The following is a 24,034-nucleotide window of genomic DNA, read 5'->3' on the forward strand; positions in this document are numbered from 1 at the left end:
AAACAAACAAATGCCTGAAATTACAACTTATTGATGTACGACAAATTGTTTCAATTTTCACGAATTCGTCCGACATCGGATCGAATCTGGTCAGAAAGCTCTACAGCACTGTGGGTTCGAGAAAATTCGATGAGGCTTTCAACATCCGCCCAGCCATATCGGCTCGCCGGATTTGGCCTGACTTTTTGCAGTCCGTCCATCGTCGAAATGAGTTCCTCACCGGCGTCAATCAGAGATTCCCGTATTTTCTCGCCCGGACGCAACCCCGTGACTTCAATTTCAATGTCGGATTCCGAGCCCGCGGGCGCACATAATTCGATCAGGCGTTGGGCCATATCCATGATTTTGACCGGCTCACCCATATCCAGCACATAAACTGCAGGGTCACCGCCATTCTTCGCCGCTTCAAGCGTGGCATGGAGGACCAGCTGTACGGCCTCCGGCACAGTCATGAAATATCTCTCCATATCCGGATGTGTAATCGTCACCGGACCGCCAGCCTCAATCTGGGATCGGAAAATCGGAACCACCGAACCATTTGAACCCAGCACATTGCCGAACCGCACGACACCAAAGCGTGTTGGTCCATCAGCCTCCTCGGCCATCCTGTGAATGACGGCCTCGGCGAGCCGTTTCGCTCCCCCCATGACGTTAACCGGTGCCACGGCCTTGTCCGTCGAGATCAGTACCATTTGTGCGACACCGAATTCGCGCGCGGCGCGGGCAACATTCGCGGTCCCAAGGACATTCGTCTCCACAGCCTGCCGCGGATGCTCCTCCATCAACGAGACATGCTTGAGTGCTGCAGCGTGAAAAATGACCTGCGGACGGGTCGTTTCGATGACATCCCTGATGGCTTCGCCATCACGAATATCACGCAACAGAGCGCGATGTTTGACCGAAGTGAATTTTTCCGAAATCTCGCGATCAATATCAAAAAGTGGAGTCTCCGCAAAATCCAACATCACCAGCTCTGAACAGCCCAGAGCCGCCGCTTGGCGGCAAAGTTCGGCACCGATCGTGCCCCCGGCTCCGGTGACCATTACCCGGCGCCCGCGGAATCCGGTACGCAAGGGCTCAAGTGGCAGTGTGACCGGCGGCCGCGACAACAAGTCTTCCAGCTTCAGCTTGCGTAACCGGAAACGGCGATGATCGCTTTCCGACAATTCGGCTGTCCGCGGCAATGTCAGGATTCGAAAGTCACGTTTGCGTAAACGCGCGATTGCCGCACGGTCGATGCCCTTGAGCGATGTCGGCGGCGCAGTGAATACCAACGCAATATCGCTTTCGGCGCCGTCTGTCTGCGCATCGGCAATCGCTTCCAGCACTTTTGTGCTGCCGAGTACGCGAATGCCTCTTATGCCCTGCCCGGACAGACTGTCTTCGTCGAGGACTATGCCAACCGGCTCATATCCAAAGTCAGGCCGGTCACTCACTTCGCGCAGTGTCGCTTCCACATCCGCAGGTGTACCGATCAGAATCATACGGGGCTTGCCCGCATGGATAGGTTTGACCGGAAACGGCAGAAGCAATTCCGACAGTCTCTGCTCCCGCGCCGCGCGGACAGCAGACCGGACCAGCATCATTCCGCCCGTCGCCAGCATCCAGGCAAAACCGTAAAACTCGCCAGACCCCATGGCCTGACGGAAAATCAGGTAATTGATGGCCGCCAGCCCCAGTGTTGCAAACAAGGTAACCTGGACGATCCGGAGCAGGTCCGGCGGGGATACATAACGCCATGAATGCCGGTAGACGCGCGCCGGCAGCTGCGCAATGATGATTAGGATGGCGAAAACCAGCCCGTTTGCAAACCACGCCCCGTAGCCGCCTGACGGCAAGCTGCCGGGAGAGGCCAGAAACCAGCCGCCCGCAAATGCCCCGAGCGCAATCAGGACATCAATCAGCAACTTGGTTGTTATTGTCAGCAAAAGAGCCCCCGCTCCTCCAGCATTTCAGAATAGGCAGCTTATACGGAAGCCGGGCCGTATGTGGGTGAAATTTTGCAGTCGTCAGAACGGGTTCAGCGTATAGCCATCCTCTTGCAACAGAGCATGCGCTGTCATCGCAGACAGTGACATTGTAACCCCTGGCAGAAGGCTTTCTGCCGCAACGCCATAATGGGCCGCCGACTGACCGCAGACAAAAATCTCGACCTCGTGCCCGGTGAGCGCCTCGACAAGCGCCGCGTTGAGGCCGGATTGTCCCCCTTCCACATCCGCAACATCAAGAACCGCACGCCCGTGAACGACAATCGCAAGATCGATATTCTCGAGATCAAGACCGGCTCGCGCATGCATATTCAGAAAACGCGCCGCGGATACCAGCGTCCGGTTCAACTCGCCGTTTTCTGCAGGCATTGCTGTATCGAACGCCACACGTAACCGTGTATCCGGCGACAGAACTTGTGCGCCCGGAATGTCTGCCACCGGCCCGAAATTCTCGATCACCGGTCCGGTTGAAAACGCCTGCTGGGCCGCTGCAGCCGGCGCACTGAGCATGGCCAGACCGCCTGCAATGCAGATCAGGAGTTTGCCGGATATTCTCATTCGCCTGCCTCCCAGTCTCTGGCTACAGATCTTGATGCCAGCAGGAATAGCGCCGCCGCAGGAATAATCATTCCGGCAATCGCCATGATGGCATACCGTAACGCCTGATCACCGTAAGCTTCGCGGAAATAGTCACTGAGCGCTCCCACCGCCGGTGGCCCCATCCCCAACCCGATAATGTTGATTATGAATAATAGCACAGCGGGTGCCATGGCCCGCATCGAAGGCTTCACAAGGTTTTGCGCGACTGCCCAGACCGGACCATACCACATCGATCCCAGCGCGCTGGCGACACCCAGGAGCAGGAAAGCCATCCAGTTGGGCGGAATGGAGAGCGACGCAAAATAGAGCGGCAATGAAATCAGCAAGGCTGTGCCTGGAATCGCCGTATAAGCCCCCAGCCATTTTCCCGAAAACCTGTCGGTCAGATATCCCCCTGCCAGCGTGCCGATGAACCCGCCGCCACCGATAACAAAGGAATAAGGGATGGCGGCATTCGCCAGTGCATCCTGCGGAGCCACGCCGGCCGCCAGCGAGATGCGTATGAAATAGCTCAGCAGCCATGGAAAGAGGCCATAGCCTACGAGCGACGCAATGGCGGCCGCGAAAGCAAGGTACCAGAAAGACGGCTTTTTCGAGAGCGCCCGGACAACATCTCCCAGCGAGGACTTGCTGCCATCCTGCGCAGCACCGTCGAAGCGTCCACGCGGTGGCTCCTTGACAGTCAGCTTCAGGATGATGGCGAGGATGACCCCGGGAATGCCAATGATCAGAAAGGGAACACGCCAGGCAACATCTGCGCCGATGACCGCAAGATACTGAGGCGCACCATGGACTTCGTAATAGTCGGCAACCCAGCGGTACAGGATCGCCGTAATGAGAATGCCCAGCACCGATCCGATCGGAATGCCCAGCGAATAGACAGAGAGTGCACCGGCACGCTTGCGCGGCGGTACATAGTCAGAAATGAGCGAGTGAGCGGGCGGCGAACACCCGGCCTCGCCGATCCCGACACCCACCCGCATCAGGAACAGCATGAGATAGGAGTTTACCAGTCCGAACAGCGCGGTAAACGCGCTCCAGACCGCCAGCGATATGGAGATGATCGACACCCGGTTCCACCGGTCAGCCAGAAAGGCAATCGGCAACCCCAACACAGCATAGAGCAAGGCAAAGGCCGGGCCGGTCAGCAGACCCAGCTGCAAGTCCGAAAGACCGAAATAGGCCTTGATCGGCTCCTGCATGACCGCAACGATCTGGCGGTCGATGAAGTTGAAAGTATAGACCACAAACAGGGCCAGAATGACATATCGGGCATAGCCCGGGCTTTGCAGGCGCGCAGCGCCGGCCACAGCTTGATCGGCCATAAGTTCTCCCCCTTCGCCCGCCCCTTTCCGGTACGTGGCTTTGACAGCCACACTAAAGCAAGCGGCGAATCTGGCAATCGACTCCGCTATGTGGACAAACCAGGAAGGTTCAAGCTGAAATTCGGGAGAACTTCACCAATTCACAAACAGGATCAGATCAAACGCACCTGACGCAAACTTTTTATCCCATTGTTATTTAATGTGTTATTTACGTATCTGTCATTGTCACAAAAATCCGCTTTTTGTCCGTACTCAAATCGTTTACAAATATATGACAATCCGGTGACACTAGCATAACGATCCCGACACAATCAGGGGAGATCCGAAATGAAGAAAACAATTCTCGCAATCGCTGCCGCAGGCGTTCTGGCTGCGCCAGCCTTCGGGGCAGGCGAAATATTCCAGTTTGCCGCAAATACCTCTGACCTCGAAAATACGCAGAGTGTCGCGCAATTATATGAGCGGCTGGACACGGCGGTTCTGGACTATTGCGCTGATCTCGTGGACGCGCCGCAACTTGAAACCTGTCACATTCAGGTCCTTGCGGCCGTCGTCGAACAATTTGACAGCCCGGCACTGGCAGCGGTGCATGAGCGGGCAACAGGCTCGGTTGGCAGCGTCGAGCTGGCAGCCCGGGATGACGGTGTCTGATCAACACCGTTATAGCGCAGAGTAGCGCCGGCCGGGTCTGAATGACCCCCGTCCTGCGGGATCGGGCCTTGCCGGCCGCTACCATTTTTGAAACACCCGGACTTCGTGCCGGGTGTTTTCATTTTCGCGACCCAATTGCAGCGTGAAAAAGACATACCGGACGTATCGCCGCCAGAACGCCTGAATTGATCGAAGTTGGCAGAGATCAACAAATTCCCGCCACACATTCTGACTACGAGCCAGAAGTATTCATGCGGGACAGCAGCTTGTAGGCTGAAAAGCTTGAACAGGGTCACTTGGCTGGACTGAAATACGAATGTTGAGACTCGCACTGACAATTCTTGTGGCGTTGGCACCTCCCGTTTTCAGCGAGGAGCCGCTGGCACGTCTGCAAGGCATTGGCGATGCAGCGCTTGAGGAAAGAATCTATGAAATCCTCGGCACGTCAAAAGCGCCCCTGAGCAACGAAATTGCGATCCGGAGAGAGCTGCGCACAGCTCAGGACCGGGCGTCCCGCTTCCTTCGGGCGCAGGGATATTACGCCGCCGAGATTCTGGCTGAGGTAGATGAGACAGGCCTGCCTCTGCTCCGCATTTCCACAGGAGCACAATTTGCACTGGATGATGTATCGGTCGAAACCGGCTCGGGCGCTGCCAACGCCATTGCCCGCAATGCCATTGAGCGCCCGGCAGACAATGCACTGACCGCCGAATGGGTGCTGGGAGCAGAGGCAGCGGCCCAGGCAGCGCTGGAAAACGAAGGCTGGCCTGAAGCCGAGGCTCTGCCCCGTGATGTCGTGGTTGATCATGCGCAACAAGTAGGGGATGTGCGCTTTCACTTCCGCACCGGGCCCTTTACCCGCTATGGAAATGTCCAGCTGCAGACGCGGGGTTGGCGTCCTGCCTTCGTTCAAAGACTGGCCACATTCGAACCTGGCGCTCCCGCCCGCCTGTCCGGGCTCAACGCGTTCGAGAGCCGCCTCGAGGGACTCACCAGCGTGCGCAGCGCCCTTGTCAGTCTCGGCCCATCGGAGAATGGCGATGACATTCGTGAGGTAAATGTCGCACTAACCCCGGCACCACGCCATGCTGTTGAAGCCACAATAAGCCTGTCGACCACCGAAGGCGCTGGCATCGGCGCCTCCTGGACACGGCGGAACCTGTTTGGCGGAGACGAATCCTTGAGCCTCAGCGGAGAGCTGGCGACACTCGTTCAGTCACTTCAGGCTGACTTATCCGTGCCATATTGGCGGCGCATTGATCAACGTCTGGTGTTGACCACCGGACTTAAATCAGAAGACACCGACGCATTCCAGCAGAATGAATTCACCGCCGGGGTCACACTGTTCCGGGAATTGACTGAACATCTCGATTTGCGGCTGGGTGCGCTCGCAGACATCTCCCGCGTAACAGATGCCTCGGGCGAGCGGGATATCAATTCCCTGCGGTTAACCTCAGCACTTGCTTTCGACCAGCGGGATAACCCGCTTGATCCGCAGTCCGGTGTCCAGGCGGCCTTGATCGTCAATCCTGGATACAGTTTTGGCGACGCAGAAGCCGCCTATTTCCAGACTGAAATCCGCACCAGTACTTATTACCCTTTATCGCGCCACTTAACCGCTGCAGCGCGTATCCGGCTCGGCTCAATCATTGGCGCAGCGGCTACCGACATCGCGGCAGACCAACGCTTTTATGCCGGCGGAGGGGGGTCAGCGCGTGGATTTGAATATCAAACACTATCGCCGCTCGGACCGGATGGCGCGCCGGCTGGAGGTCTTTCGGTGACCGAACTGAATGCTGAATTGCGTTGGCGTGGCGAAGGCAGGTGGGGTGCAGTCGCATTTGTTGATACAGCTTTCGCAGGCGCAAACCAGACACCCGAATTTGATAATCTCCGCACCGGAATCGGCCTCGGTCTTCGCTATTATTTCGACTTCGCCCCTGTGCGTTTCGATCTGGCCACGCCGCTGGACCGCCGCTCGGGTGAAGACCCGGTCCATGTCTATATCAGTATCGGGCAAGCCTTTTGACCCTTTCAGACCGCCCCTTGCTGAAACGCTGGCTGATCCGGTCCCTGATTGCGCTGGGCGTAGTGCTCACCCTCCTGTTGGGTCTGATCTGGGCTGCCTCCGGACCGGCAGGCCGCTGGGCGGTGATGCATTTTGCCGATGAACGCGATTTGCCTCGCGGACTGGTGCTCGATATCGAGGGCTTGAGCGGCAATATACTAAGCAATCCCCGGGTCGAACGCATTTCTGTCAGCGATACCGAAGGGGTTTTCCTCACCGCCGAAACAGTTGCGCTCCGCTGGAATTCCCTGGCGCTTCTTGGTGGCCAAATCAGCATTGACCGGATTGTTGCGGCACAGATCGAATTGAACCGCCGTCCTGTGCTGGCCGCCTCATCCGGGGGCGGTGGCCGCTTGCCGTCCATCAGGGCAGGTGCCATCAACATCCAGCAGCTCGCGCTTGGTGAAAGCGTTATCGGCGAAGCTGCAGTCTTTTCGATAGAAGGCGAAGCGCGGCTTCGCGACAGCGGCCGCCTGGCGGTCAGTATTGTCCGCACTGATGTCGAGGGAGACCGCGTCGCCGGCGAAATCACATGGACAGACGATGGCGGAATAGAAGGCGAAGCTGACGCTTTTATTTCCGGCAACGGGCCGATTGCTGCATTTCTGAATCTGGGAGGGCGCGATGCCCGGCTGGCGGGCCGGATGAGCGGCACCCTGAATCAGGGGACAGGCGAAGCTCGTTTGACACTGGCTGGCGAAGACGCCGCCAGTGCCGCTTTTGACTGGCAGGAAGAACGCTGGACCTCACGCATAGATGCAGATGGAAGCGTTTTTGAAGCCATCCGCAGCCTGCCATTCGACCCGCAGGCCCGCATCCGTGCCGAAGGCACGCTCTCGCCATTCCGCCCGGTCCTTGTGGATGCAGGAGGCGAAGGCTGGCGGGTCAATATGACGCCGGCAGGGCCGCAACGGGTCTCCGCCAGCCTCGAACTGTCACAGCCGGTCTGGCAGGCACTGGCCGGAAACAGCGTCGCGATTGAACAGGCAGAATGGTCAGGAATCGTTGATTATGCCTCGGGCATCACAGCAGACGGTCTTCTCCGGGCGGGCAATATCCGTGCAGGCGGAACGGCCATCGAGGAAATTGGCGGATCGCTCCTGTTCACGCGGAGCGAGGGCGAAAACGCCATCTTTGCGGACCTGACGGCCTCGCAGGTCGCACTGCCGGACAATCCGCAAATCGATTCACTGTCCTGGGCCGGCCTCTCGGCGGAAATCCGGCAGAATGACGGACTCTATGTCTTCGAAGCACTGAATCTGACGTCTGATCTGTTGGAAGTGACCGGCGATGTGCAACTCGATCCGGACGGCTGGGTGCTGGCTGGCGATGCCCGGCTGGCTCTGCTCGACATTGGCGCTTTGACCGATCAGGCCTCCGGCACATCAACGGCAGATCTGCGTATTGAACACCTTTCGCGCAACCGGTTGGCGCTCGGCGCAGAACTTCATGGCGGAAACATTCAATGGCGGCAGGAGACGTTGGCCGCGCTGTTGAACGATGCCGAGGCATCCTTTCGCATAACCAGCGATTATACCGCCTGGCAAATCGGAAATCTGGGCCTGGAGAGCACAGAAACCGTCCTCCGGGGTGAGGCCAGCGGCGCGGGAGAAAGCTGGACCGCCGCTCTGGACGCAGCGGTCAATACTGACCTTGCCCTGGCAAATGCCGTGATTGGCGGCGGCGCGGCCTTTGCGCTCGAAATAGCGGGGGAAGGCCAGAACGCCACGGGAAATATTGTCATTTCCACACCACGCTTCGAACTGGCCGGGCAGGCTTTCGCCGAACCGCGCCTTGGTCTGGACTTTGCCTATAGTCCGGACCAGCAGACCGCGGACTGGCAGCTGGAGACCCGGTCCGGTCATGGGGACCTGCAAGCCACCGGCACAGCGCTCCGCAGCAGCGGCACTGTGGTTCTGACCCTGGACCAGGGGCAATTGGACCGCTTCGGCTTTACCGGCGGTGCCCGGCTCGATGACGAAGGTTTCACCGCTTCCGTGGCTGGCCGCGACTGGCGTTTTTCGAGTGGCGAGCTGAGCCGGGTCGATCTGACAGCTTCCAACCGCTCTGGCGATATTGCGATCACAGTGGAAGCGAACGGCGAGTTCCGCGACCCGTTTAACCTCTCGGCCGAGGCAAGAGTGACGGAAGATCAGGTCGCAACCCGTTTGATAGCCGACTGGGCCGGTATCGCGATCTCGACGTCCGGGCCGGTCATCTACCGGTTCAGCGGAGACACGCCCTCCCTGACCGGCAATTTGATCACAGGCGGCGGCGAGACGCGCATCCGCTGGACAGCAGAAGAGCAATTGCGGGTCTCCATCAGGGATCTGCCCGCCGGGATTGTCGCCACGGCCGCAGCGCTGCCGGCGCTGGATGGTAATATCGATCTTGATCTGGCCCTCGGTTACGCAGACCGGCGTTGGACAGGGACGCTGGAAGCCAGTGCCACCCAGCTAATTGTCCGCCGCTTTGCGGAAAGCGGAGCTGTTGATCTGGGCCTGACCGGGCGGCTCGGCAACAATCTGGATCTGGCGATCACAGTGGCAGGAGTAGATCTGACGGGCGAAGCGGACCTGGCCCGGACTGGCACAATTGGCGATCTCCGGGAACTGGGCAGTGATGCGCCGCTGTCCGGCACGATGACAATGTCCGGTGCCATCGAACCACTGCTGGCGCTGGTCATCGCCGATTCCCGCCAGCTCGCCGGAAGAGTTAGCGCGGATCTCGCCGTGTCCGGAACCGTTTTCCGTCCGGAATTGCGTGGCGAGACAATTATTTCTGACGGCCGTTATGTCTCTGAAGAACTGGGCGTGGCTATCGAGAATGTCGCGGCAATCGCCCGATGGGACAATGACCGCTTTCGGATTGAGCAGTTTACCGCAACGGGCCCTGCCGGCGGCGAGCTCAGTGTTTCAGGAGAAGGCGGATTGGGTCAGAATGGCTGGGAAGCATCGGCGCGCGCCGAATTTTCCGGGTTCAACGCCGTGCAACGCCCGGATCTGTCCGTTATTGCCTCTGGCACATCTGATGTGGTGCTATCGCGAAATGGGATAGACATTACCGGGGATGTCGTGCTCGACCGCGTCAATGCCCGCCCGCCGGAAGCCTCTGCGCCGTCCTTTTCAGAAATCGAGGTCACCGAGATCAACCGGCCGGACGGCAGCAGCGGCCAACCGGCACGCCGCATTCCGGTCACCCATGATATTCGCGTTCGTGCCGATGACAGTATTTTTGTTTCTGGCGAAGCGTTCTCGACGGAGTGGCGCGGCAGCTGGCATGTCACAGGCAGTCCGTCCGCACCGCATATCAATGGCGATGCCATTCTCGTCAACGGGCGGGCCTTCCTGCTCAATCGGGCATTCCGTTTTCAGGAAGGGCGGGTCGCGCTGTCCGGTCCCGTCAGTTCGGCGGAAATAGACTTGCTGGCCCGGCACCAGCGGGAAGGCTTGACGGTTGATGCCCGTATTTCCGGACCGGTTTCCGCACCGCAATTAACGCTTTCGAGCGAGCCATCCCTGCCCGAGGATGAAATCCTCGCGCGTCTGTTGTTCGACCGCAACTCCGGCCAGTTGAGCCCGCTGGAAACCGCGACAATCGCCGCCCAGCTCTCCGGCCAGAACCTGTTCGGCATTGTCGGCGGTTTACGGCGCGCAGCCGGGCTCGACCGGCTGGACTTTGCGGCCGGTGAAAATGGCGAGATCGTCATTACCGGGGGCCAGCAATTGACCGATGATGTCTATCTGGAACTGGAAAGCAGCGGCTCGGCGCTATCGTCTGCGCGTCTCGAATGGACGCTGACCCCGGATTTCACGCTGCTCTCACGTCTGACCGGCGACACCCAGGCGTCCATCGCGCTGCGCTGGCGGACAGAATACGATTAGGTTCGCAGCCGGAAACGCTGAATCTTGCCGGTCTGGGTTTTCGGCAGGGCATCAGTGAAATGAATCGCCCGCGGATATTTGTACGGCGCAATGGTCAGCTTGACGAAATCCTGCAGCTCCTTTGCCATTTCTTCCCCCGCGAGAAGCGGTTGTTTCAGAACGACATGCGCGGCGACAATGGTGCCGCGATTGTCACAGGCCTGACCAACGACCGCACATTCAGCTACGGCCTCATGCATCAATAAAGCCTGTTCGACCTCTGGCCCGGCAATATTATAGCCGGAGGCCACAATCAGATCATCAGCCCGGCTGACATACCAGAAATATCCATCCGGATCGCGGCGATAGAGATCACCGGTAATATTCCAGCCATTCCTGACATATGTTTTTTGCCGGTCATCCGCGAGATAGAGACAGCCCGTCGGACCCCGCACGGCAAGTTTTCCGATTTCGCCATCCGGTACGGGTTCACCGTCCTCGCCAATGACACATGCCTCATACCCGGGAACGGCCTTTCCGGTCGCACCGGGCCGGATATCCCGCCCGGTGGCGGAGATAAAAATATGGATCATTTCGGTAGCGCCTATACCGTCAACCAGACGGACACCGGTGGCATCTTTCCACGCCCGCCAGGTCGCTTCCGGCAAATGCTCGCCCGCCGAAACGCCGCTACGCAGCGAAGACAGATCGTAGGCGTCTTTCAGCGCGATCATCGCCCTGTAGCCGGTCGGCGCGGTGAAGGTATGCGTCACACCAAAGCGCTGAATCGTTTCGCACAGCGCCTCGAAACCCGGTCTGGGCGCCAGCGCAACCGCGATACCGGCCCGGGCTGGAAAGACCACGAAAGCGCCAAGCCCGAACGTGAAGGCAAAGGGTGGCGTGCCCGCATAGATATCGCCCTTTTCTGGTTCCAGCATCGCGCCGAACGTGTCGGCCATCGCCAGCACGCTGCGATGGAAATGCGCGCAGGCCTTCGGTTCGCCCGTCGTTCCAGATGTGAAAGCCAGAAGGGCAATGTCATCTGCCGCCGTATCACACGCATCGAAGCTGTCCGGCTTTGTGGCCATGAGCACAGCCATCTCTTCGCCCTTGCCCATCAGGACCAGGCGCTCAAGGCCGCTGCCAGTGGCCATTGATTTCTCCACCGCCTCTTTAAGCGGCGCGGCACACAGTGCCAGACGGATTTTCGCTTTCTTGGCAATCTTGGTGATTTCGGGCTCGCGCAGAAGCGGCATGGTCATCACCGCAATACCTCCGGCCTTGAGCACGCCATACCAGGCCACCATCATGTCGATGGAATTGGGGCCGTGGATCAGAACACGCTCACCGCTGACCAGATCGAGATCATCCACAAGCACATGGGCTAGCCGGTTCGCCTCGGCCGCCAGCTCGGCATAAGTCAGCCTTCGCGCTTCGGAATAGACCGCAACCCGGTCCCCCCAGCCCTTCGCGAGCGCGGCGTCCAGTAATTCGGCGGCAGCATTCAGGCGTTCAGGATAATCAACGGCTGGAGTGTCAAAACGGAAATCCGGCCAGTCACTTTCCGCTGGCAGGCTGTCACGCGCAAATCCGTCCGCATAGCCTGATGGCGCCATCGGCATGGCATCTCTCCCCATTTGCCGCGCAGCTGTTTAGTCTCGCTTCGAGTCGCCGCGCTGTCATTGCGGTTATTGTGCACGAGGACACCCCCATGACGGAAGCTTTTCTCTACACTGGCCTGCGAACGCCCATCGGCAAATATGCCGGAGGCTTGTCATCTGTCCGCACGGACGACCTTGCGGCATTGCCGATACGGGCCTTGGCCGAACGCCATCCGGAGCTGCCGGAAGTCGTCGAGGAAGTCGTTCTGGGCTGCGCTAACCAGTCCGGTGAGGACAATCGCAATGTCGCCCGAATGGCCGTGCTCCTGTCGGGTCTTGGCGAGACCGTGCCCGGTGTGACTGTGAACCGGCTCTGCGCCAGCGGGCTCGAAGCAGTGGCCCAGGCTTCATTCCGTATACGGAGTGGGGGGCTATCTTGTATTGTTGCTGGCGGCGTGGAGAGCATGACGCGTGCGCCTTTTGTCATGGCCAAGGCCGATACCGGTTTTTCGCGATCGGCAAAACTGGAAGACACAACGATCGGCTGGCGCTTTGTGAATCCCGGGATCGAGCGGCTCTACGGTGTCGACTCCATGGGGGAAACCGCCGAAAATCTGGCGGAGGAATTCAACATTTCCCGCGAGGACCAGGACGCGTTTGCCGCCCGGTCGCAAGCATTGGCAAGTGCAGCCGCGCCTCAGCTTGAAGATCAGATTACGCCAGTCGCCAGTCCCCGGCGCAAGGGTGATCCGGTTATCGCGAGCGAGGATGAACACCCGCGTCCGGACGTCACCACGGAGAGTCTTGCGAAACTGCCCGCCGCTTTCCGGGAGGGTGGCAGCGTGACCGCCGGGAATGCGTCGGGTGTGAATGACGGATCGGCAGCTCTGATCATAGGGGATGAAGCCGCAGGCAAGAGGATCGGCCTCGAACCACTCGCGCGGATCGTTTCCTATGCCACGGCAGGTGTGCCGCCGCGCACCATGGGCATCGGTCCGGTCCCGGCAACCCGGAAGGCGCTTGCGCTGGCGGGTCTGACTCTGAGCGACATGGACGTGATCGAGCTCAACGAGGCGTTCGCGGCACAGGTTCTGGCCTGCACGCGCAGCTGGAGCATCGCCGATGATGATCAGCGATTGAATGCCTGGGGCGGAGCGATTGCTCTGGGTCATCCCCTCGGCATGAGCGGTGCTCGGCTCGTGCTCACAGCCGCACATCGATTGAAGGAAACGGGCGGGCGCTATGCCCTCGTCACCCTCTGTGTCGGCGTCGGCCAGGGCGCGGCCATGGTGCTGGAGCGGGTTTAGTCCGGCATCACCGCTGTCGTCTCGATCTCGATCAGCGCACGCGGCTCAATGAGCCCGGCGACGATAACAAAGGCCATGACAGGATAATTTTTCCCCATCAGCTTTTTCCAGATCGCGCCAAGTTTCGGCGCGGCATCCAGATAGGCCTGCCGGTCGGTGATATAGCCGGTCATGCGTGCGATATGCTCCGGCCCGGCCCCGGCTTCAGCCAGCACCGCGAGCGTGTTTTTCAGGACCTGTTCGAACTGATCGGCGAAATCACCCGAGACGATCGTCTCTGTCTCGTCCCAACCGATCTGGCCGGCGACGAAGATCTGCCGGCCTGTCGCCTCGATCCCGTTGGAATAGCCTTTCGGGCGCGGCCAGTTTTCCGGATTGAGCACTTTCATGAGGCCGTCTCCGACAGGATGTGGCGGGCAATGATCAGTTTTTGCACTTCCGATGCCCCTTCATAGATCCGCAAAGCCCGGATATCGCGATAGAGCGCTTCGGGAACCGAACCTTTGGTGACGCCCTGCCCACCGAAAATCTGTACTGCCTTGTCGATCGTTTGTTGTGCAGTTTCCGTCGCGTAGAATTTGGACATCGCCGCTTCGCGCGATATCCGGCCAACGCCTGAATCTTTCATCCAGGCCCCACGATAGATCAGCAAGGCGCTGGCATCGATATCAATCGCCATCTCGGCCAGTTGCGATTGCACGACCGGCATGTCGGACAGCGTGGCACCGAACAACTCTCGCGACTGCGCCCGCGACCGGGCTTCATCCATCGCCCGTCGGGCAAAGCCCAGCGCAGCCGCAGCGACTGTAGAGCGGAACACATCCAGCGTTCCCATCGCATATTTGAACCCGGCATTTTCCTCCCCGATCAGCGCCGAAGCCGGGATGCGGCAATCCTCGAATTTCAGCCGCGCCAGCGGGTGCGGGGCGATCACCTCGATCCGTTCGGCAACCGACAGGCCGGGCGTATCCGCTGGAACGACAAAGGCGGAAATACCGCGCGCACCCGCCTCGCCGGTCCGGGCAAAGACGACATAGAAACCGGCAATCCCGCCATTGGAAATATAGGTCTTTTCGCCATTGAGAATGTAGCTATCGCTATCGCGTGTCGCACTCATGGCCAGCGAGGCAACGTCCGATCCTGCTGCCGGTTCGGTCAGGGCAAAAGCGGCCAGCGTCTCGCCGGACGCGACTTTCGGCAGCCACTCGTCTTTCTGCTCATGAGAGCCAAAAAGAGAAATCGTTCCCGACCCCAGCCCCTGCATGGCGAAGACGAAATCGGCGAGCCCCGAATGATAGCCCAGCGTCTCGCGCATGAGGCAGAGCGAACGGAGATCCAGTGTCGCGTTGGTTCCGCCGTATTCGCCGGGTACGCAATTTTTCAGCCAGCCAGCCTCACCCATTTTCCGGGCCAGCATCCGGCAATCCTCATCAATATCGGTATGTTCGGAAAAGCCGCTTGTCCCGATCTCTGCAGCACACCAGCCGCGGGCGGCATGAGCCAGATCGCGATGCCGATCCTCGAAGAAGGGCCAGTCCAGAAACGTCCGGTCCGCCATGGTCAATTTCCCTCGAAGACAGGCTTCTCTTTCGCGATGAAGGCCCGGTAGGCACGGCGGAAATCCTCGGTCTGCATACAGATGGCCTGTGCCTGCGCTTCGGCCTCGATCGCCTGATCGATCCCCATATCCCATTCCGCATTCAGCTGGGTCTTGGTGATCCCATTGGCAAAAGTCGGTCCGGTGGCAATCCGCTCAGCCCACTTCCCGGCCTCGTTTATCAACTCATTGGCAGCCACCAGCGCATTCCAGAAACCCCAGCTTTGGCCTTCTTCAGCGCTCATGGAACGGCCAAAGAACAGCAATTCGCTGGCCCGTCCCTGCCCGATAATGCGGGGCAGAATGGCGCAAGCACCCATATCACATCCGGCCAGTCCAACCCGGTTGAACAGGAAGGCGGTTTTGGCGTCCGGTGTGGCGATGCGCAGATCCGATGCCATGGCAAGGATCGCCCCGGCCCCGACACAGACCCCGTCGACCGCGGCAATGACCGGTTGCGGGCAATGCCGGATGGCCTTCACCAGATCACCGGTCATCCGGGTGAATTCCAGGAGTTGCGGCATGTCCATTTCGGTCAGCGGCCCGATGATCTCCCGCACATCGCCGCCGGAACAGAAATTCCCGCCAGAGCCGGTCAGGATGATGGCCTTGACGTCCGGCGCATAAACCAGCGCACGGAAGAATTCACGCAGCTCGGTATAGCTTTCAAATGTCAGGGGGTTTTTCTTCTCGGGCCGGTTCAGCGTGACCGTCCCGACGCCATTATCAAACGACCACAGGAAATGTTCCGGATTGTGCGTGGCGGGATTCATACCTTCATCTCCTGCATTTCCGCGGCACGTTTCAGATTGCGCGCCAGCTGCACATGACCGGCAATATACTGGTTCGGAACGTCCACACCACGATAGCCCAGCTCCGCCGCCGCGCGCAGCGTCCAGTAGGGATCGGAGAGATGGGGCCGCGCCAGCGCCACCAGATCGGCCCGGCCCGCAGCGAGAATCGAATTGACGTGATCGACCTCATAGATATTGCCGACCGCCATGGTGGAACAATGCAAGGTATTGCGGATCTGATCGGAAAACGGCGTCTGGAACATGCGGCCATAGACAGGCTCGCCCGCCGGCGTTGTCTGCCCCGCAGAAACATCGATCAGATCGGCACCAGCCTTGGCAAAGGCCTCTGCCACCTGCACCGTATCGTCCGGGGTAATGCCGTCTGCACCCACCCAGTCCGTTGCCGACAGGCGCACGGCCATCGGCCGGTCCGCCGGCCAGACCGCGCGCATGGCGGTGAACACTTCCAGCGGATAGCGCAGCCGGTTTTCAAGCGAGCCGCCATACTCGTCCGTGCGTTGGTTCGAAACCGGCGTGATGAAGGAGGAGAAGAGATAGCCATGCGCGCCGTGCATCTCGACCATGTCGAATCCCGCCTCCAGCGCCCGCTTCGTCGCCGTGACGAATTCATCCTTCACCCGGTCCATATCCTCGCGGGTCATCTCGCGCGGAATCTGGTTATTCTCTGACCAGGGAATGGGAGACGGCCCGATCAGCTCCCAGCTGCCATGTTCAAGCGGCTCGTTATTGCCTTCCCAGGACAGCTTCGTAGCACCCTTGCGGCCCGCATGCCCGATCTGGATGGCCATCTTTGCATTATTGGCATGCACATGATCAACAACCCGCTTCCAGGCCGCGACATGCTCATCCGTATAGATGCCTGCGCATCCCGGTGAAATCCGCGCATCGGCAGCAACATTTGTCATTTCGGTATAGATCAGTCCGGCCCCGCCCATGGCGCGCGATCCATAATGGACGAAATGGAAATCATTGATCAGCCCATCTTCACTCGAATACATGCACATCGGCGAAACCACGACGCGGTTCTTGAGCTCCATCCCGCGCAGGGCATAGGGCACGAACATCGGCGGCCGCACCGATACGCCGTGCTTCTTCGCAAACCAGTCCTCCATGCGCGCCATCCATTTCGGATCGCGTTCGCGCAGGTTTTCATGACTGATGCGCTGCGAGCGAGTCAGCAGTGAATAGGCAAACTGGATCGGCTCGAAATCGAGATAGCGCTCCAGCGTTTCGAACCATTCGGTCGAATTGCGGGCCGCCGATTGCAGTTTCAGCACTTCGACCGTGCGCACGTCCTGATAGTCTTTCAGCCCCTCCTCGACCGGCTTGGTCGTAGAGGTCAGCACCTCGGCCAGCATGATCGCATCCTCGAACGCCAGCTTGGTGCCGGAGCCGATGGAAAAATGCGCCGTATGGGCTGCATCGCCGAGCAGGATGATATTCTTGTGCGTCCAGCTTTCACACAGGACACGCCGGAAATTGAGCCAGGCTGAGCCGCGCAGATGCCGCGCATTGCTCATCAGGGCGTTGCCATTGAGCTGGTCCGCAAACAGGGCCTCACAGGCCCGGCAGGTCTCGTCCTGATCCATCTGGTCAAAACCCAGCCCGCGCCAGGTTTCTTCCGAACATTCGACAATGAAGGTCGAGAGGTCATCATCAAAACGGTAGGCATGCGCCCATACCCAGCCATGTTCGGTTTCCTTGAAGGCAAAGGTGAAGGCATCAAAAACCTTCTTCGTGCCAAGCCAGACAAATTTGTTGGCCCGCACATCAATGTCAGGCTTGAACACATCGGCATATTGTTCGCGGATGCGGGAATTGATCCCGTCCGCCGCAATCACGATATCCGCAGGGGGCAGGTTCGCCGGGTCGATCTCGGCTTCAAAATGCAGGTTGACGCCGAGTTCGGCCGCTCTTTCCTGCAGGATGCTTAACAGGCGCTTGCGGCCAATGCCGCAGAATCCGTGGCCGCCCGAGCTTTCGACCGTGCCTTTGAAATGGACATCGATATCGTCCCAGTGAGCCAGCGAGTCGGCGATGGATTTGGCGCTTTGCGGATCGGTTGCCGACAGATTGGCCATCGTCTGATCGGAGAAGACCACGCCCCAGCCGAACGTATCGCCCGGCGCATTGCGCTCATAGATATCGATCTCGCAGAACGGGTCCCGCAATTTCATCGCGATGGCGAAATAAAGCCCCGCAGGGCCGCCTCCAATGCAGGCAATTTTCATGGACCGAAGCCTCCCCGAAACCGTCTGCGCCAGACAATCACACAAAGCGGGAAATGGGGAGGCCTGAACTGGTTTTGGCTAGACCAGGTCAGCCGCCAGCGTGGCTTTGGTTTCAGCCGAGAGCATCGTCATATGGGGATAATTCTCATGCCGGATTCCCAGCATGACGTCCCCCTCAAATCCCTTGAAAGCGGCGGCCTGTTCATCGCTGAAATCGAAATGGATGAACTGGACGGAAGAGGCCTTGCCTTCGGCCGTCGTCCGGTCGACATCGGTTTCCGCGCGGGCCTGAATCTCGTGATCCCCGAATTTGAGGAAAATGGTCTCCTCGACACCGCCCAGCCGGCCGAGCACGCTCTTGCGCAGTTTTTCATCATCGATTTCGAACATCAGGGTCGCTGACAGGTCGCGGCCTTTCGGAATCAACGGATTGTAGGCTGCCAGCTCGTCGGGAATCTGTTCCGCGCCCCCCTTCTCAATGTAGAGCATTTCATGGATCTGAAGCCACATGGTCTCATAGCTCTCGAAATAGAAGGTCGCATGCGGCCCGATGGGTACGCGGCGCGATTTCTTGTGCGGTACCAGCTCGGCGCGTTTCTGTTTCCGGACCTTGCCATACTCGGCCATGTCCATGAGATCGCTGGCCTTCACCTCGGTCCGGAGCCGGGCTTCGGATAGATTGACGATATTTCCCATCATTCTGGTCCTTCTAGAGTCCGTAGGCTTTCGCAAAGATTTCAATCGGATGCCAGGTCCGTGCGGGGGCGGAATCAGACTGAATCGTATTGATCCCGGTCTTGATGTGATCGCAGGAGAGCGGGCAGGTCGACGACACAAAGGTATTGTGATGGTCGAGTGCCTTGCGGAAAACCGGCGTTCCTACCTTGATGGCCGTGTCGTGATTGGCCTTCTTGATGCCCCACGTGCCCCCATGTCCCGAGCACCGCTCGATGACATTGAGCTCGGTGTTGGGAATCATCTTCAGGAGCTCGGTCGATTTCTGGCCGATATTCTGGGCGCGTGAATGACAGGAAAGGTGCAGCGTTATACCGCCCTTGAGCGGCTTGAGCCCTTCGGCAAGCCCTTCGGTTTTGGCCACATCGACGATCAGTTGATCAAAATCCATTGTCGCGGCTGCCAGCGCCCTGACGTCGTCATCCTCCGGGAGAATCAGCGGCCACTCGAATTTCAGCATGAGTGAGCAGGACGGTACCAGCCCCATGATCGTATAGCCGTCATCGACCAGCGGGCGCAGCGCTTTGGCAACCTTGCGGGCATTGGCCGCGACTTTTGCCAGATTGCCGTGTTCCAGCTCGGGCATGCCGCAGCATCCGGGATAGACCACCTTTGCGTCGATACCGTTCTTTGCCAGCACGCCGAGGGTCGCCTCTCCGATTTCCGGCTTGTTGTATTCCCCGAAACAGGTCGCATAGACCGCGACCTTGCGCTTGCCGTAAGCGGGTGCATCCGCGTTGATGTCCCGCTTGGCTTTCGCCCGGCTGGTCAGCGTGCGGGTATTGAATTTCGGCAGCTCGGCGTCCGGACTGATATCACCCAGCGTATTGATCAGCGTGCGAACACCCGTGTTCTTCTTGTCTGTCGCCCAGTTGATCACACCGGCGACAGGCCGGGCGAGCGTGCCATTGCGGTCGGTCTTGACCAGCTGATTGTCGGCAAAGGGAATCTCGCCCTTTTCCTGCTGAATGGCACGATAGCGCAGCATCAGATGGGGGAAATCGATATTGAATTCATGCGGCGGCACATAGGGGCATTTGGTCAGGAAGCACATGTCACAAAGCGTGCAGCCATCGACCGTGGCCTTGATGTCATTGGCGGTCAGATCGTCGACTTCGAAACTCTCTGATTCATCGACCGCATCGAAAAGTGTCGGGAAGCTGTCGCACAGATTGAAGCAACGCCGGCAGGAATTACAGACTTCTGCCTGACGCCGGAATTCGGCATCGAATTTTTCTTCATCGTAGAAATCCGGGTTCTGCCAGTCGACCGGATGCCGGACCGGTGCATCCAGAGATCCTTCGCGCGGTTGTGTCGGTGTCTCGCTCAAGCCTGTGCCTCCCCGGCCTGTCCCGAATAAAAACGCCCGAGCCCGCCGTCTGGCCAGCCCGGGCGCATTGTATTACTGTCGGAATGGTGGCCTAGCTGGCCAGTTCGTCCAGCGTTTTCTGGAATTTTCCGGCGTGAGAGCGCTCGGCCTTGGCCAGCGTCTCGAACCAGTCAGCGATTTCGTCAAACCCTTCTTCGCGGGCCGTGCGTGCCATACCCGGATACATATCGGTGTATTCGTGCGTTTCACCGGCAATCGCGGATTTCAGATTGGCTTCGGTATTGCCGATCGGCTCACCCGTGGCCGGATCACCGACTTCTTCGAGATATTCGAGATGACCGTGTGCGTGGCCGGTTTCGCCTTCCGCTGTGGAGCGGAAAACCGATGCCACATCGTTATAGCCTTCAATGTCGGCCTTTTGCGCGAAATAGAGATAGCGGCGGTTGGCCTGGCTTTCACCGGCAAATGCTTCCTTGAGGTTTTCCTCGGTCTTCGAACCCTTGAGCGACATGATCTTCCTCCCTGTGAACCGGATATCCGGCATGAATATGAGGCCGAACCTAATCGCCCCTCAGGCGAAGTCAACATTTTAGAATCATTCTAAAAAATGAGAATTATTCTCATTTGGAGCGGGTCCGGATCACCAGCTCGCAGGAAACAATTTCGCTGCCATCAGCCGGTTGCGGCAGCAGATCCAGCGGAATGGCACCCGCCGGAATATCCGTCAGTTTTCCCGTCGTCTCGTTCAGAAAATGATGATGCGGACCTGTGTTGGTATCGAACAGCGTTGCCTCCGACCGGCTGGAGGAAATTGGCCGCAACAGGCCCGCATCCACGAAATGGCCCAGCGTGTTGTAGACGGTCGCCAGTGCGATCGTCACACCCTCGCTTGCCAGCTGGTCGTGGACATTTTCAGCTGTGACATGCCGGTCCTGACCGTCTGCAAACAGCATCCGGGCAATCTGGATTCGTGGCTGCGTGATACGCAAGCCAGCCGTCTCGAGAAGGGCAACAGGATCCGCCATCAATCCATGTGTAGGCGAAGTCTGATTTTCCGGCAACTCATGGCGCACTCGTGGTTTTAATGGCCGGACGCACGCCACGCGACCCTGCGGCCAGCAGGATGAGCGGCAACACCCACGGCACAATGCGCTCGAACGGATCGCCCGGCAGACGCGCCAACATTCCGGCCCAGCTGTCTCCTCCGGTCTGACCGGCAAGATAGAAGAAAACCGTCATCGCAAAACCGGAGAGAATGGCGGCCAGAATCGCCCATCCGGCTGGTTCCCGCTTGAAGACCCGGACAAGAACCACAGGTCCGAATGCGGCCCCGAGTGCCGACCAGGCGAACAGGACCCGGCTGAATATGGTTGCCGGCAAAGCCAGGGCCAACACGACCGCCAGGGCGACCAGCACCGCCATGACGATGCGCGAGATCAGCACTTCACGGCCGGGAAACTGGCGCGCCACGCCCATGTCGTGTGCCACCGCCGCCGAGGTCGCAACCAGCAGTGAATCCACCGTCGACATCACCGCTGACAACACCGCAGCGATGATCAGGCCAGCGATCATCGCCGGGAAGAGATCGCCGGCCAGCAGATAGAGCAGGCTTTCGCCGTCTGCCATCCCGCCCGTCAGCGCCCGCCCGGACAAGGCCAGTGTAATCATGCCGGTATAGACGATAACGGCCCAGCCGATGGCGATCCGGAACCCTTGCTTGCGCGCCACTTCATTCTTGACCGCCATCAACCGGGCGATGAGGTGCGGCTGGCCAAACGGCCCCAGTCCGATCGCGGCAATGCCGAGCACGAACCCGATGAAGATGAAGCCGGCATGCGGCCCGGTCCAGGACAGATAGCCCTCGGGAGCCGACGTGCCGAGCGTCTCCCACACACCGCCCGGACCGCCGGCCGCGATCAGTGCGGCAGCTGGCAACAGGATTGCGACCAGAGCCATCAATGCGCCCTGCAGCATATCGGTCACGCTGACCGCCCAGAACCCGCCCAGCAGGGCATAGATAAGGATGACCGCCGCGCCGATCAGAATGCTCTCGAAATGCGGCAGGTTGAGCTGGGTTTCAAATGCGGCCCCCGCCGCGCCGAACTGGGCGGCGATATAGAAAATGAAACAGAAGATGATCAGGATCGCGCTGGTCATGGCGATCACAGTTTTCATGCTCCCGCCGGTTTCGGCGGTCATGAAGTCGGTCAGCGTCATGTGATTCCGGGCCACCGTCTCTTCCCGCAGGCGTTGTCCAAAGACCTGCCACACCACGACATATCCACCCAGAATACCCGGCACCATCCAGAGCGCGCTGAGACCGTTGGTGTAAACGAAGCCGGTAAAGCCCAGAAGCACCCACGCTGATGATGTCGATGCGGCATAGGATAGCCCGGCCACCCAGGCCCCGAGACCGCGGCCGCCCAGGAAGAAATCATCCTCGGTCCTGTTGCGCCGCGACGCCCACAGGCCAATGCCGATCAGCGCCAGCTTGTAGACAATGAGTGTCACAACAATGATCAGCGTATCGGTGTTCATGGTGTCTCCCCTGCGCCGACCCTAGCGCGGCATTCCCGATGCGAATAGTGCCCTCGCCAATGGACGCCTGCGCGTGAAAATGCCATCAGACACTCCATATTCCGGACGAATACAGGACGACCGCCATGAACACGCACCAGACCGTCGATGCCAAGAGTTTCAACTGGGAAGACCCGCTGGATCTGACCGGCCTCCTGACGGAGGAAGAGCGCATGGTTCAGGAAACCGCGCGGGGCTATGCGCAGGAAAAACTGATGCCGCGCGTCATTGATGCGGCCCGCGAGGAAAAATTCGACCGCAACATCATGACCGAAATGGGCGAGCTGGGACTTCTGGGCGCCACCCTGCCGGAGGAATATGGCGGGGCCGGGCTCAACCATGTTGCTTACGGCCTGATCGCGCATGAAGTCGAAAAGGTTGATTCCGGTTATCGCTCGGCCATGTCGGTCCAGTCATCGCTGGTCATGTATCCGATCTACGCTTTCGGCTCCGAGGCACAGAAGCGGAAATATCTGCCCAAACTGGCCACCGGCGAATGGGTTGGCTGTTTCGGCCTGACCGAGCCGGATGGCGGATCCGATCCGGGTGCCATGCGCACCACGGCGACGAAAGTTGCGGATGGCTACATCCTCAACGGTTCGAAAATGTGGATCACCAATTCGCCGATCGCCGATATCGCCGTCGTCTGGGCCAAGCTGGATGGCGCCATCCGCGGTTTCATCGTCGAGCGCGGGACGCCCGGTTTCGACACGCCGAAGATCGAAGGCAAGATGAGCCTGCGCGCCTCCATCACCGGCTCGATCACCCTGAGTGATTGCAAGGTCGGTGAAGACGCACTGATGCCGGATGTAAAAGGCCTGCGCGGCCCGTTCTCCTGTCTCAACAAGGCGCGCTATGGCATTGCCTGGGGCGCCATGGGCGCCGCAACCTTTTGCTGGCATGCGGCCCGGGAATACGCGCTGGAGCGTGTCGTCTTCGGCAAGCCGATTGCCGGCACCCAGCTTGTCCAGAAGAAGCTCGCCGACATGCAGACCGAAATTTCGCTCGGTCTGATGGGCGCCTGGCGGCTGGGCCGGCAGCTCGATGAAGGCGCGTGGATCCCGGAAACCATCTCCCTGATGAAGCGCAATAATTGCGGCAAGGCCCTCGCGATTGCCCGGGAGGCCCGGGACATCCACGGCGGCAATGGTATCGCCGAGGAATATCATGTCCTGCGCCACGCCGTGAATCTGGAAACCGTGAACACCTATGAGGGGACGCACGACATCCATGCGCTCATCCTCGGACGGGCCCAGACCGGCATACAGGCCTTCACCTGAAGCAGACCGGACCGGCTTGCAGACGGCCTGCCACGCCCGGGAATTTGCATCCCGGGTGGATTTGCC

The 24,034-nt window shown here is 59.5% G+C and carries 18 protein-coding genes; 5 read left to right on the forward strand and 13 right to left on the reverse strand.

All coding sequences use genetic code 11. The annotated features are described in order from the left end of the window. Positions 1 to 50: 50 nt before the first annotated feature. The 3 genes from DBR16_RS10930 to DBR16_RS10940 all read right to left on the reverse strand — a co-directional run bounded on the left by DBR16_RS10930 (position 51) and on the right by DBR16_RS10940 (position 3,913). Positions 51 to 1,928 (reverse strand): nucleoside-diphosphate sugar epimerase/dehydratase, encoded by a 1,878-nt coding sequence (locus tag DBR16_RS10930; protein WP_109261284.1) that lies wholly within the window; start codon positions 1,926 to 1,928, stop codon positions 51 to 53. A gap of 81 nt (positions 1,929 to 2,009) precedes the next feature. Continuing rightward, positions 2,010 to 2,546 carry a DsrE family protein gene (locus DBR16_RS10935; RefSeq protein ID WP_233347763.1) on the reverse strand — a complete coding sequence of 179 codons (537 nt, stop codon included), beginning with the start codon at positions 2,544 to 2,546 and terminating at the stop codon, positions 2,010 to 2,012. Beyond that, positions 2,543 to 3,913, reverse strand: coding sequence for a spinster family MFS transporter (locus DBR16_RS10940; RefSeq protein WP_109261285.1), 1,371 nt, complete (start codon positions 3,911 to 3,913; stop codon positions 2,543 to 2,545). Before DBR16_RS10940 ends, DBR16_RS10935 begins: the two co-directional genes overlap by 4 nt. 327 nt (positions 3,914 to 4,240) lie before the next feature. On the opposite strand from DBR16_RS10940, the gene DBR16_RS10945 reads away from it, so the two are divergent. The 3 genes from DBR16_RS10945 to DBR16_RS10955 all read left to right on the forward strand — a co-directional run bounded on the left by DBR16_RS10945 (position 4,241) and on the right by DBR16_RS10955 (position 10,516). Beyond that, positions 4,241 to 4,564 (forward strand): UrcA family protein, encoded by a 324-nt coding sequence (locus DBR16_RS10945; RefSeq protein WP_109261286.1) that lies wholly within the window; start codon positions 4,241 to 4,243, stop codon positions 4,562 to 4,564. Positions 4,565 to 4,880: 316 nt separating this feature from the next. Beyond that, the gene (locus DBR16_RS10950; RefSeq protein WP_109261287.1) at positions 4,881 to 6,593 is read left to right on the forward strand and encodes an autotransporter assembly complex protein TamA; all 1,713 of its coding nucleotides are present in this window, start codon (positions 4,881 to 4,883) and stop codon (positions 6,591 to 6,593) included. Continuing rightward, positions 6,590 to 10,516 carry a translocation/assembly module TamB domain-containing protein gene (locus DBR16_RS10955; protein ID WP_125184554.1) on the forward strand — a complete coding sequence of 1,309 codons (3,927 nt, stop codon included), beginning with the start codon at positions 6,590 to 6,592 and terminating at the stop codon, positions 10,514 to 10,516. Before DBR16_RS10950 ends, DBR16_RS10955 begins: the two co-directional genes overlap by 4 nt. Here the strand turns inward: DBR16_RS10955 and DBR16_RS10960 are convergent. Then, entirely contained in the window at positions 10,513 to 12,111 is a 1,599-nt protein-coding gene (locus DBR16_RS10960; RefSeq protein WP_109261848.1) for an AMP-binding protein, read from the reverse strand. The genes DBR16_RS10955 and DBR16_RS10960 overlap by 4 nt on opposite strands. A 95-nt stretch (positions 12,112 to 12,206) precedes the next feature. Between DBR16_RS10960 and pcaF the strand changes: the two genes are divergently transcribed. After that, a complete protein-coding gene (gene pcaF, locus DBR16_RS10965) occupies positions 12,207 to 13,403 on the forward strand; it encodes a 3-oxoadipyl-CoA thiolase (RefSeq protein WP_109261289.1) in 1,197 nt (398 codons plus the stop codon). Here pcaF and DBR16_RS10970 read toward each other — a convergent pair. From DBR16_RS10970 to DBR16_RS11010, 9 genes are all read right to left on the reverse strand, one after another. Then, positions 13,400 to 13,792, reverse strand: coding sequence for a RidA family protein (locus DBR16_RS10970; RefSeq protein ID WP_109261290.1), 393 nt, complete (start codon positions 13,790 to 13,792; stop codon positions 13,400 to 13,402). The two genes, pcaF and DBR16_RS10970, sit on opposite strands and share 4 nt — an antisense overlap. Continuing rightward, positions 13,789 to 14,961 (reverse strand): acyl-CoA dehydrogenase family protein, encoded by a 1,173-nt coding sequence (locus DBR16_RS10975; RefSeq protein WP_109261291.1) that lies wholly within the window; start codon positions 14,959 to 14,961, stop codon positions 13,789 to 13,791. Before DBR16_RS10975 ends, DBR16_RS10970 begins: the two co-directional genes overlap by 4 nt. 2 nt (positions 14,962 to 14,963) lie before the next feature. Beyond that, entirely contained in the window at positions 14,964 to 15,773 is an 810-nt protein-coding gene (locus tag DBR16_RS10980) for an enoyl-CoA hydratase family protein (protein ID WP_109261292.1), read from the reverse strand. Further along, positions 15,770 to 18,046 carry a bifunctional salicylyl-CoA 5-hydroxylase/oxidoreductase gene (locus DBR16_RS10985; protein ID WP_109261293.1) on the reverse strand — a complete coding sequence of 759 codons (2,277 nt, stop codon included), beginning with the start codon at positions 18,044 to 18,046 and terminating at the stop codon, positions 15,770 to 15,772. Before DBR16_RS10985 ends, DBR16_RS10980 begins: the two co-directional genes overlap by 4 nt. 78 nt (positions 18,047 to 18,124) lie before the next feature. Next, positions 18,125 to 18,742: a DUF3501 family protein gene (locus DBR16_RS10990; RefSeq protein WP_109261849.1), complete on the reverse strand. Its 618-nt coding sequence runs from the start codon at positions 18,740 to 18,742 to the stop codon at positions 18,125 to 18,127. 13 nt (positions 18,743 to 18,755) lie between these two features. Next, positions 18,756 to 20,111: a (Fe-S)-binding protein gene (locus DBR16_RS10995; protein WP_109261294.1), complete on the reverse strand. Its 1,356-nt coding sequence runs from the start codon at positions 20,109 to 20,111 to the stop codon at positions 18,756 to 18,758. Between the two features lie 91 nt (positions 20,112 to 20,202). After that, positions 20,203 to 20,622: a rubrerythrin family protein gene (locus tag DBR16_RS11000; protein WP_109261295.1), complete on the reverse strand. Its 420-nt coding sequence runs from the start codon at positions 20,620 to 20,622 to the stop codon at positions 20,203 to 20,205. 109 nt (positions 20,623 to 20,731) lie between these two features. After that, a complete protein-coding gene (locus DBR16_RS11005) occupies positions 20,732 to 21,136 on the reverse strand; it encodes a Fur family transcriptional regulator (RefSeq protein WP_109261296.1) in 405 nt (134 codons plus the stop codon). 37 nt (positions 21,137 to 21,173) lie between these two features. Continuing rightward, entirely contained in the window at positions 21,174 to 22,649 is a 1,476-nt protein-coding gene (locus DBR16_RS11010; protein ID WP_109261297.1) for a sodium/proline symporter, read from the reverse strand. A gap of 125 nt (positions 22,650 to 22,774) precedes the next feature. On the opposite strand from DBR16_RS11010, the gene DBR16_RS11015 reads away from it, so the two are divergent. Further along, complete coding sequence (locus DBR16_RS11015; protein ID WP_109261298.1) at positions 22,775 to 23,968, forward strand: acyl-CoA dehydrogenase; 1,194 nt, start codon at positions 22,775 to 22,777, stop codon at positions 23,966 to 23,968. Positions 23,969 to 24,034 lie beyond the last annotated feature (66 nt).

Origin of the sequence: Hyphobacterium indicum (genome assembly GCF_003129605.1) — a bacterium.
GTDB lineage: Bacteria > Pseudomonadota > Alphaproteobacteria > Caulobacterales > Maricaulaceae > Hyphobacterium > Hyphobacterium indicum.

Bases quoted from the DNA above. Each gene is read 5' to 3' on its own strand.
- DBR16_RS10935 (WP_233347763.1), bottom strand. From the start codon at position 2,546: ATGAGAATATCCGGCAAACTCCTGATCTGCATTGCAGGCGGTCTGGCC.
- DBR16_RS10940 (WP_109261285.1), bottom strand. From the start codon at position 3,913: ATGGCCGATCAAGCTGTGGCCGGCGCTGCGCGCCTGCAAAGCCCGGGC.
- DBR16_RS10945 (WP_109261286.1), top strand. From the start codon at position 4,241: ATGAAGAAAACAATTCTCGCAATCGCTGCCGCAGGCGTTCTGGCTGCG.
- DBR16_RS10950 (WP_109261287.1), top strand. From the start codon at position 4,881: ATGTTGAGACTCGCACTGACAATTCTTGTGGCGTTGGCACCTCCCGTT.
- DBR16_RS10960 (WP_109261848.1), bottom strand. From the start codon at position 12,111: ATGGCGCCATCAGGCTATGCGGACGGATTTGCGCGTGACAGCCTGCCA.
- pcaF (WP_109261289.1), top strand. From the start codon at position 12,207: ATGACGGAAGCTTTTCTCTACACTGGCCTGCGAACGCCCATCGGCAAA.
- DBR16_RS10970 (WP_109261290.1), bottom strand. From the start codon at position 13,792: ATGAAAGTGCTCAATCCGGAAAACTGGCCGCGCCCGAAAGGCTATTCC.
- DBR16_RS10975 (WP_109261291.1), bottom strand. From the start codon at position 14,961: ATGGCGGACCGGACGTTTCTGGACTGGCCCTTCTTCGAGGATCGGCAT.
- DBR16_RS10980 (WP_109261292.1), bottom strand. From the start codon at position 15,773: ATGAATCCCGCCACGCACAATCCGGAACATTTCCTGTGGTCGTTTGAT.
- DBR16_RS10985 (WP_109261293.1), bottom strand. From the start codon at position 18,046: ATGAAAATTGCCTGCATTGGAGGCGGCCCTGCGGGGCTTTATTTCGCC.
- DBR16_RS10990 (WP_109261849.1), bottom strand. From the start codon at position 18,742: ATGGGAAATATCGTCAATCTATCCGAAGCCCGGCTCCGGACCGAGGTG.
- DBR16_RS11000 (WP_109261295.1), bottom strand. From the start codon at position 20,622: ATGTCGCTCAAGGGTTCGAAGACCGAGGAAAACCTCAAGGAAGCATTT.
- DBR16_RS11005 (WP_109261296.1), bottom strand. From the start codon at position 21,136: ATGGCGGATCCTGTTGCCCTTCTCGAGACGGCTGGCTTGCGTATCACG.
- DBR16_RS11010 (WP_109261297.1), bottom strand. From the start codon at position 22,649: ATGAACACCGATACGCTGATCATTGTTGTGACACTCATTGTCTACAAG.
- DBR16_RS11015 (WP_109261298.1), top strand. From the start codon at position 22,775: ATGAACACGCACCAGACCGTCGATGCCAAGAGTTTCAACTGGGAAGAC.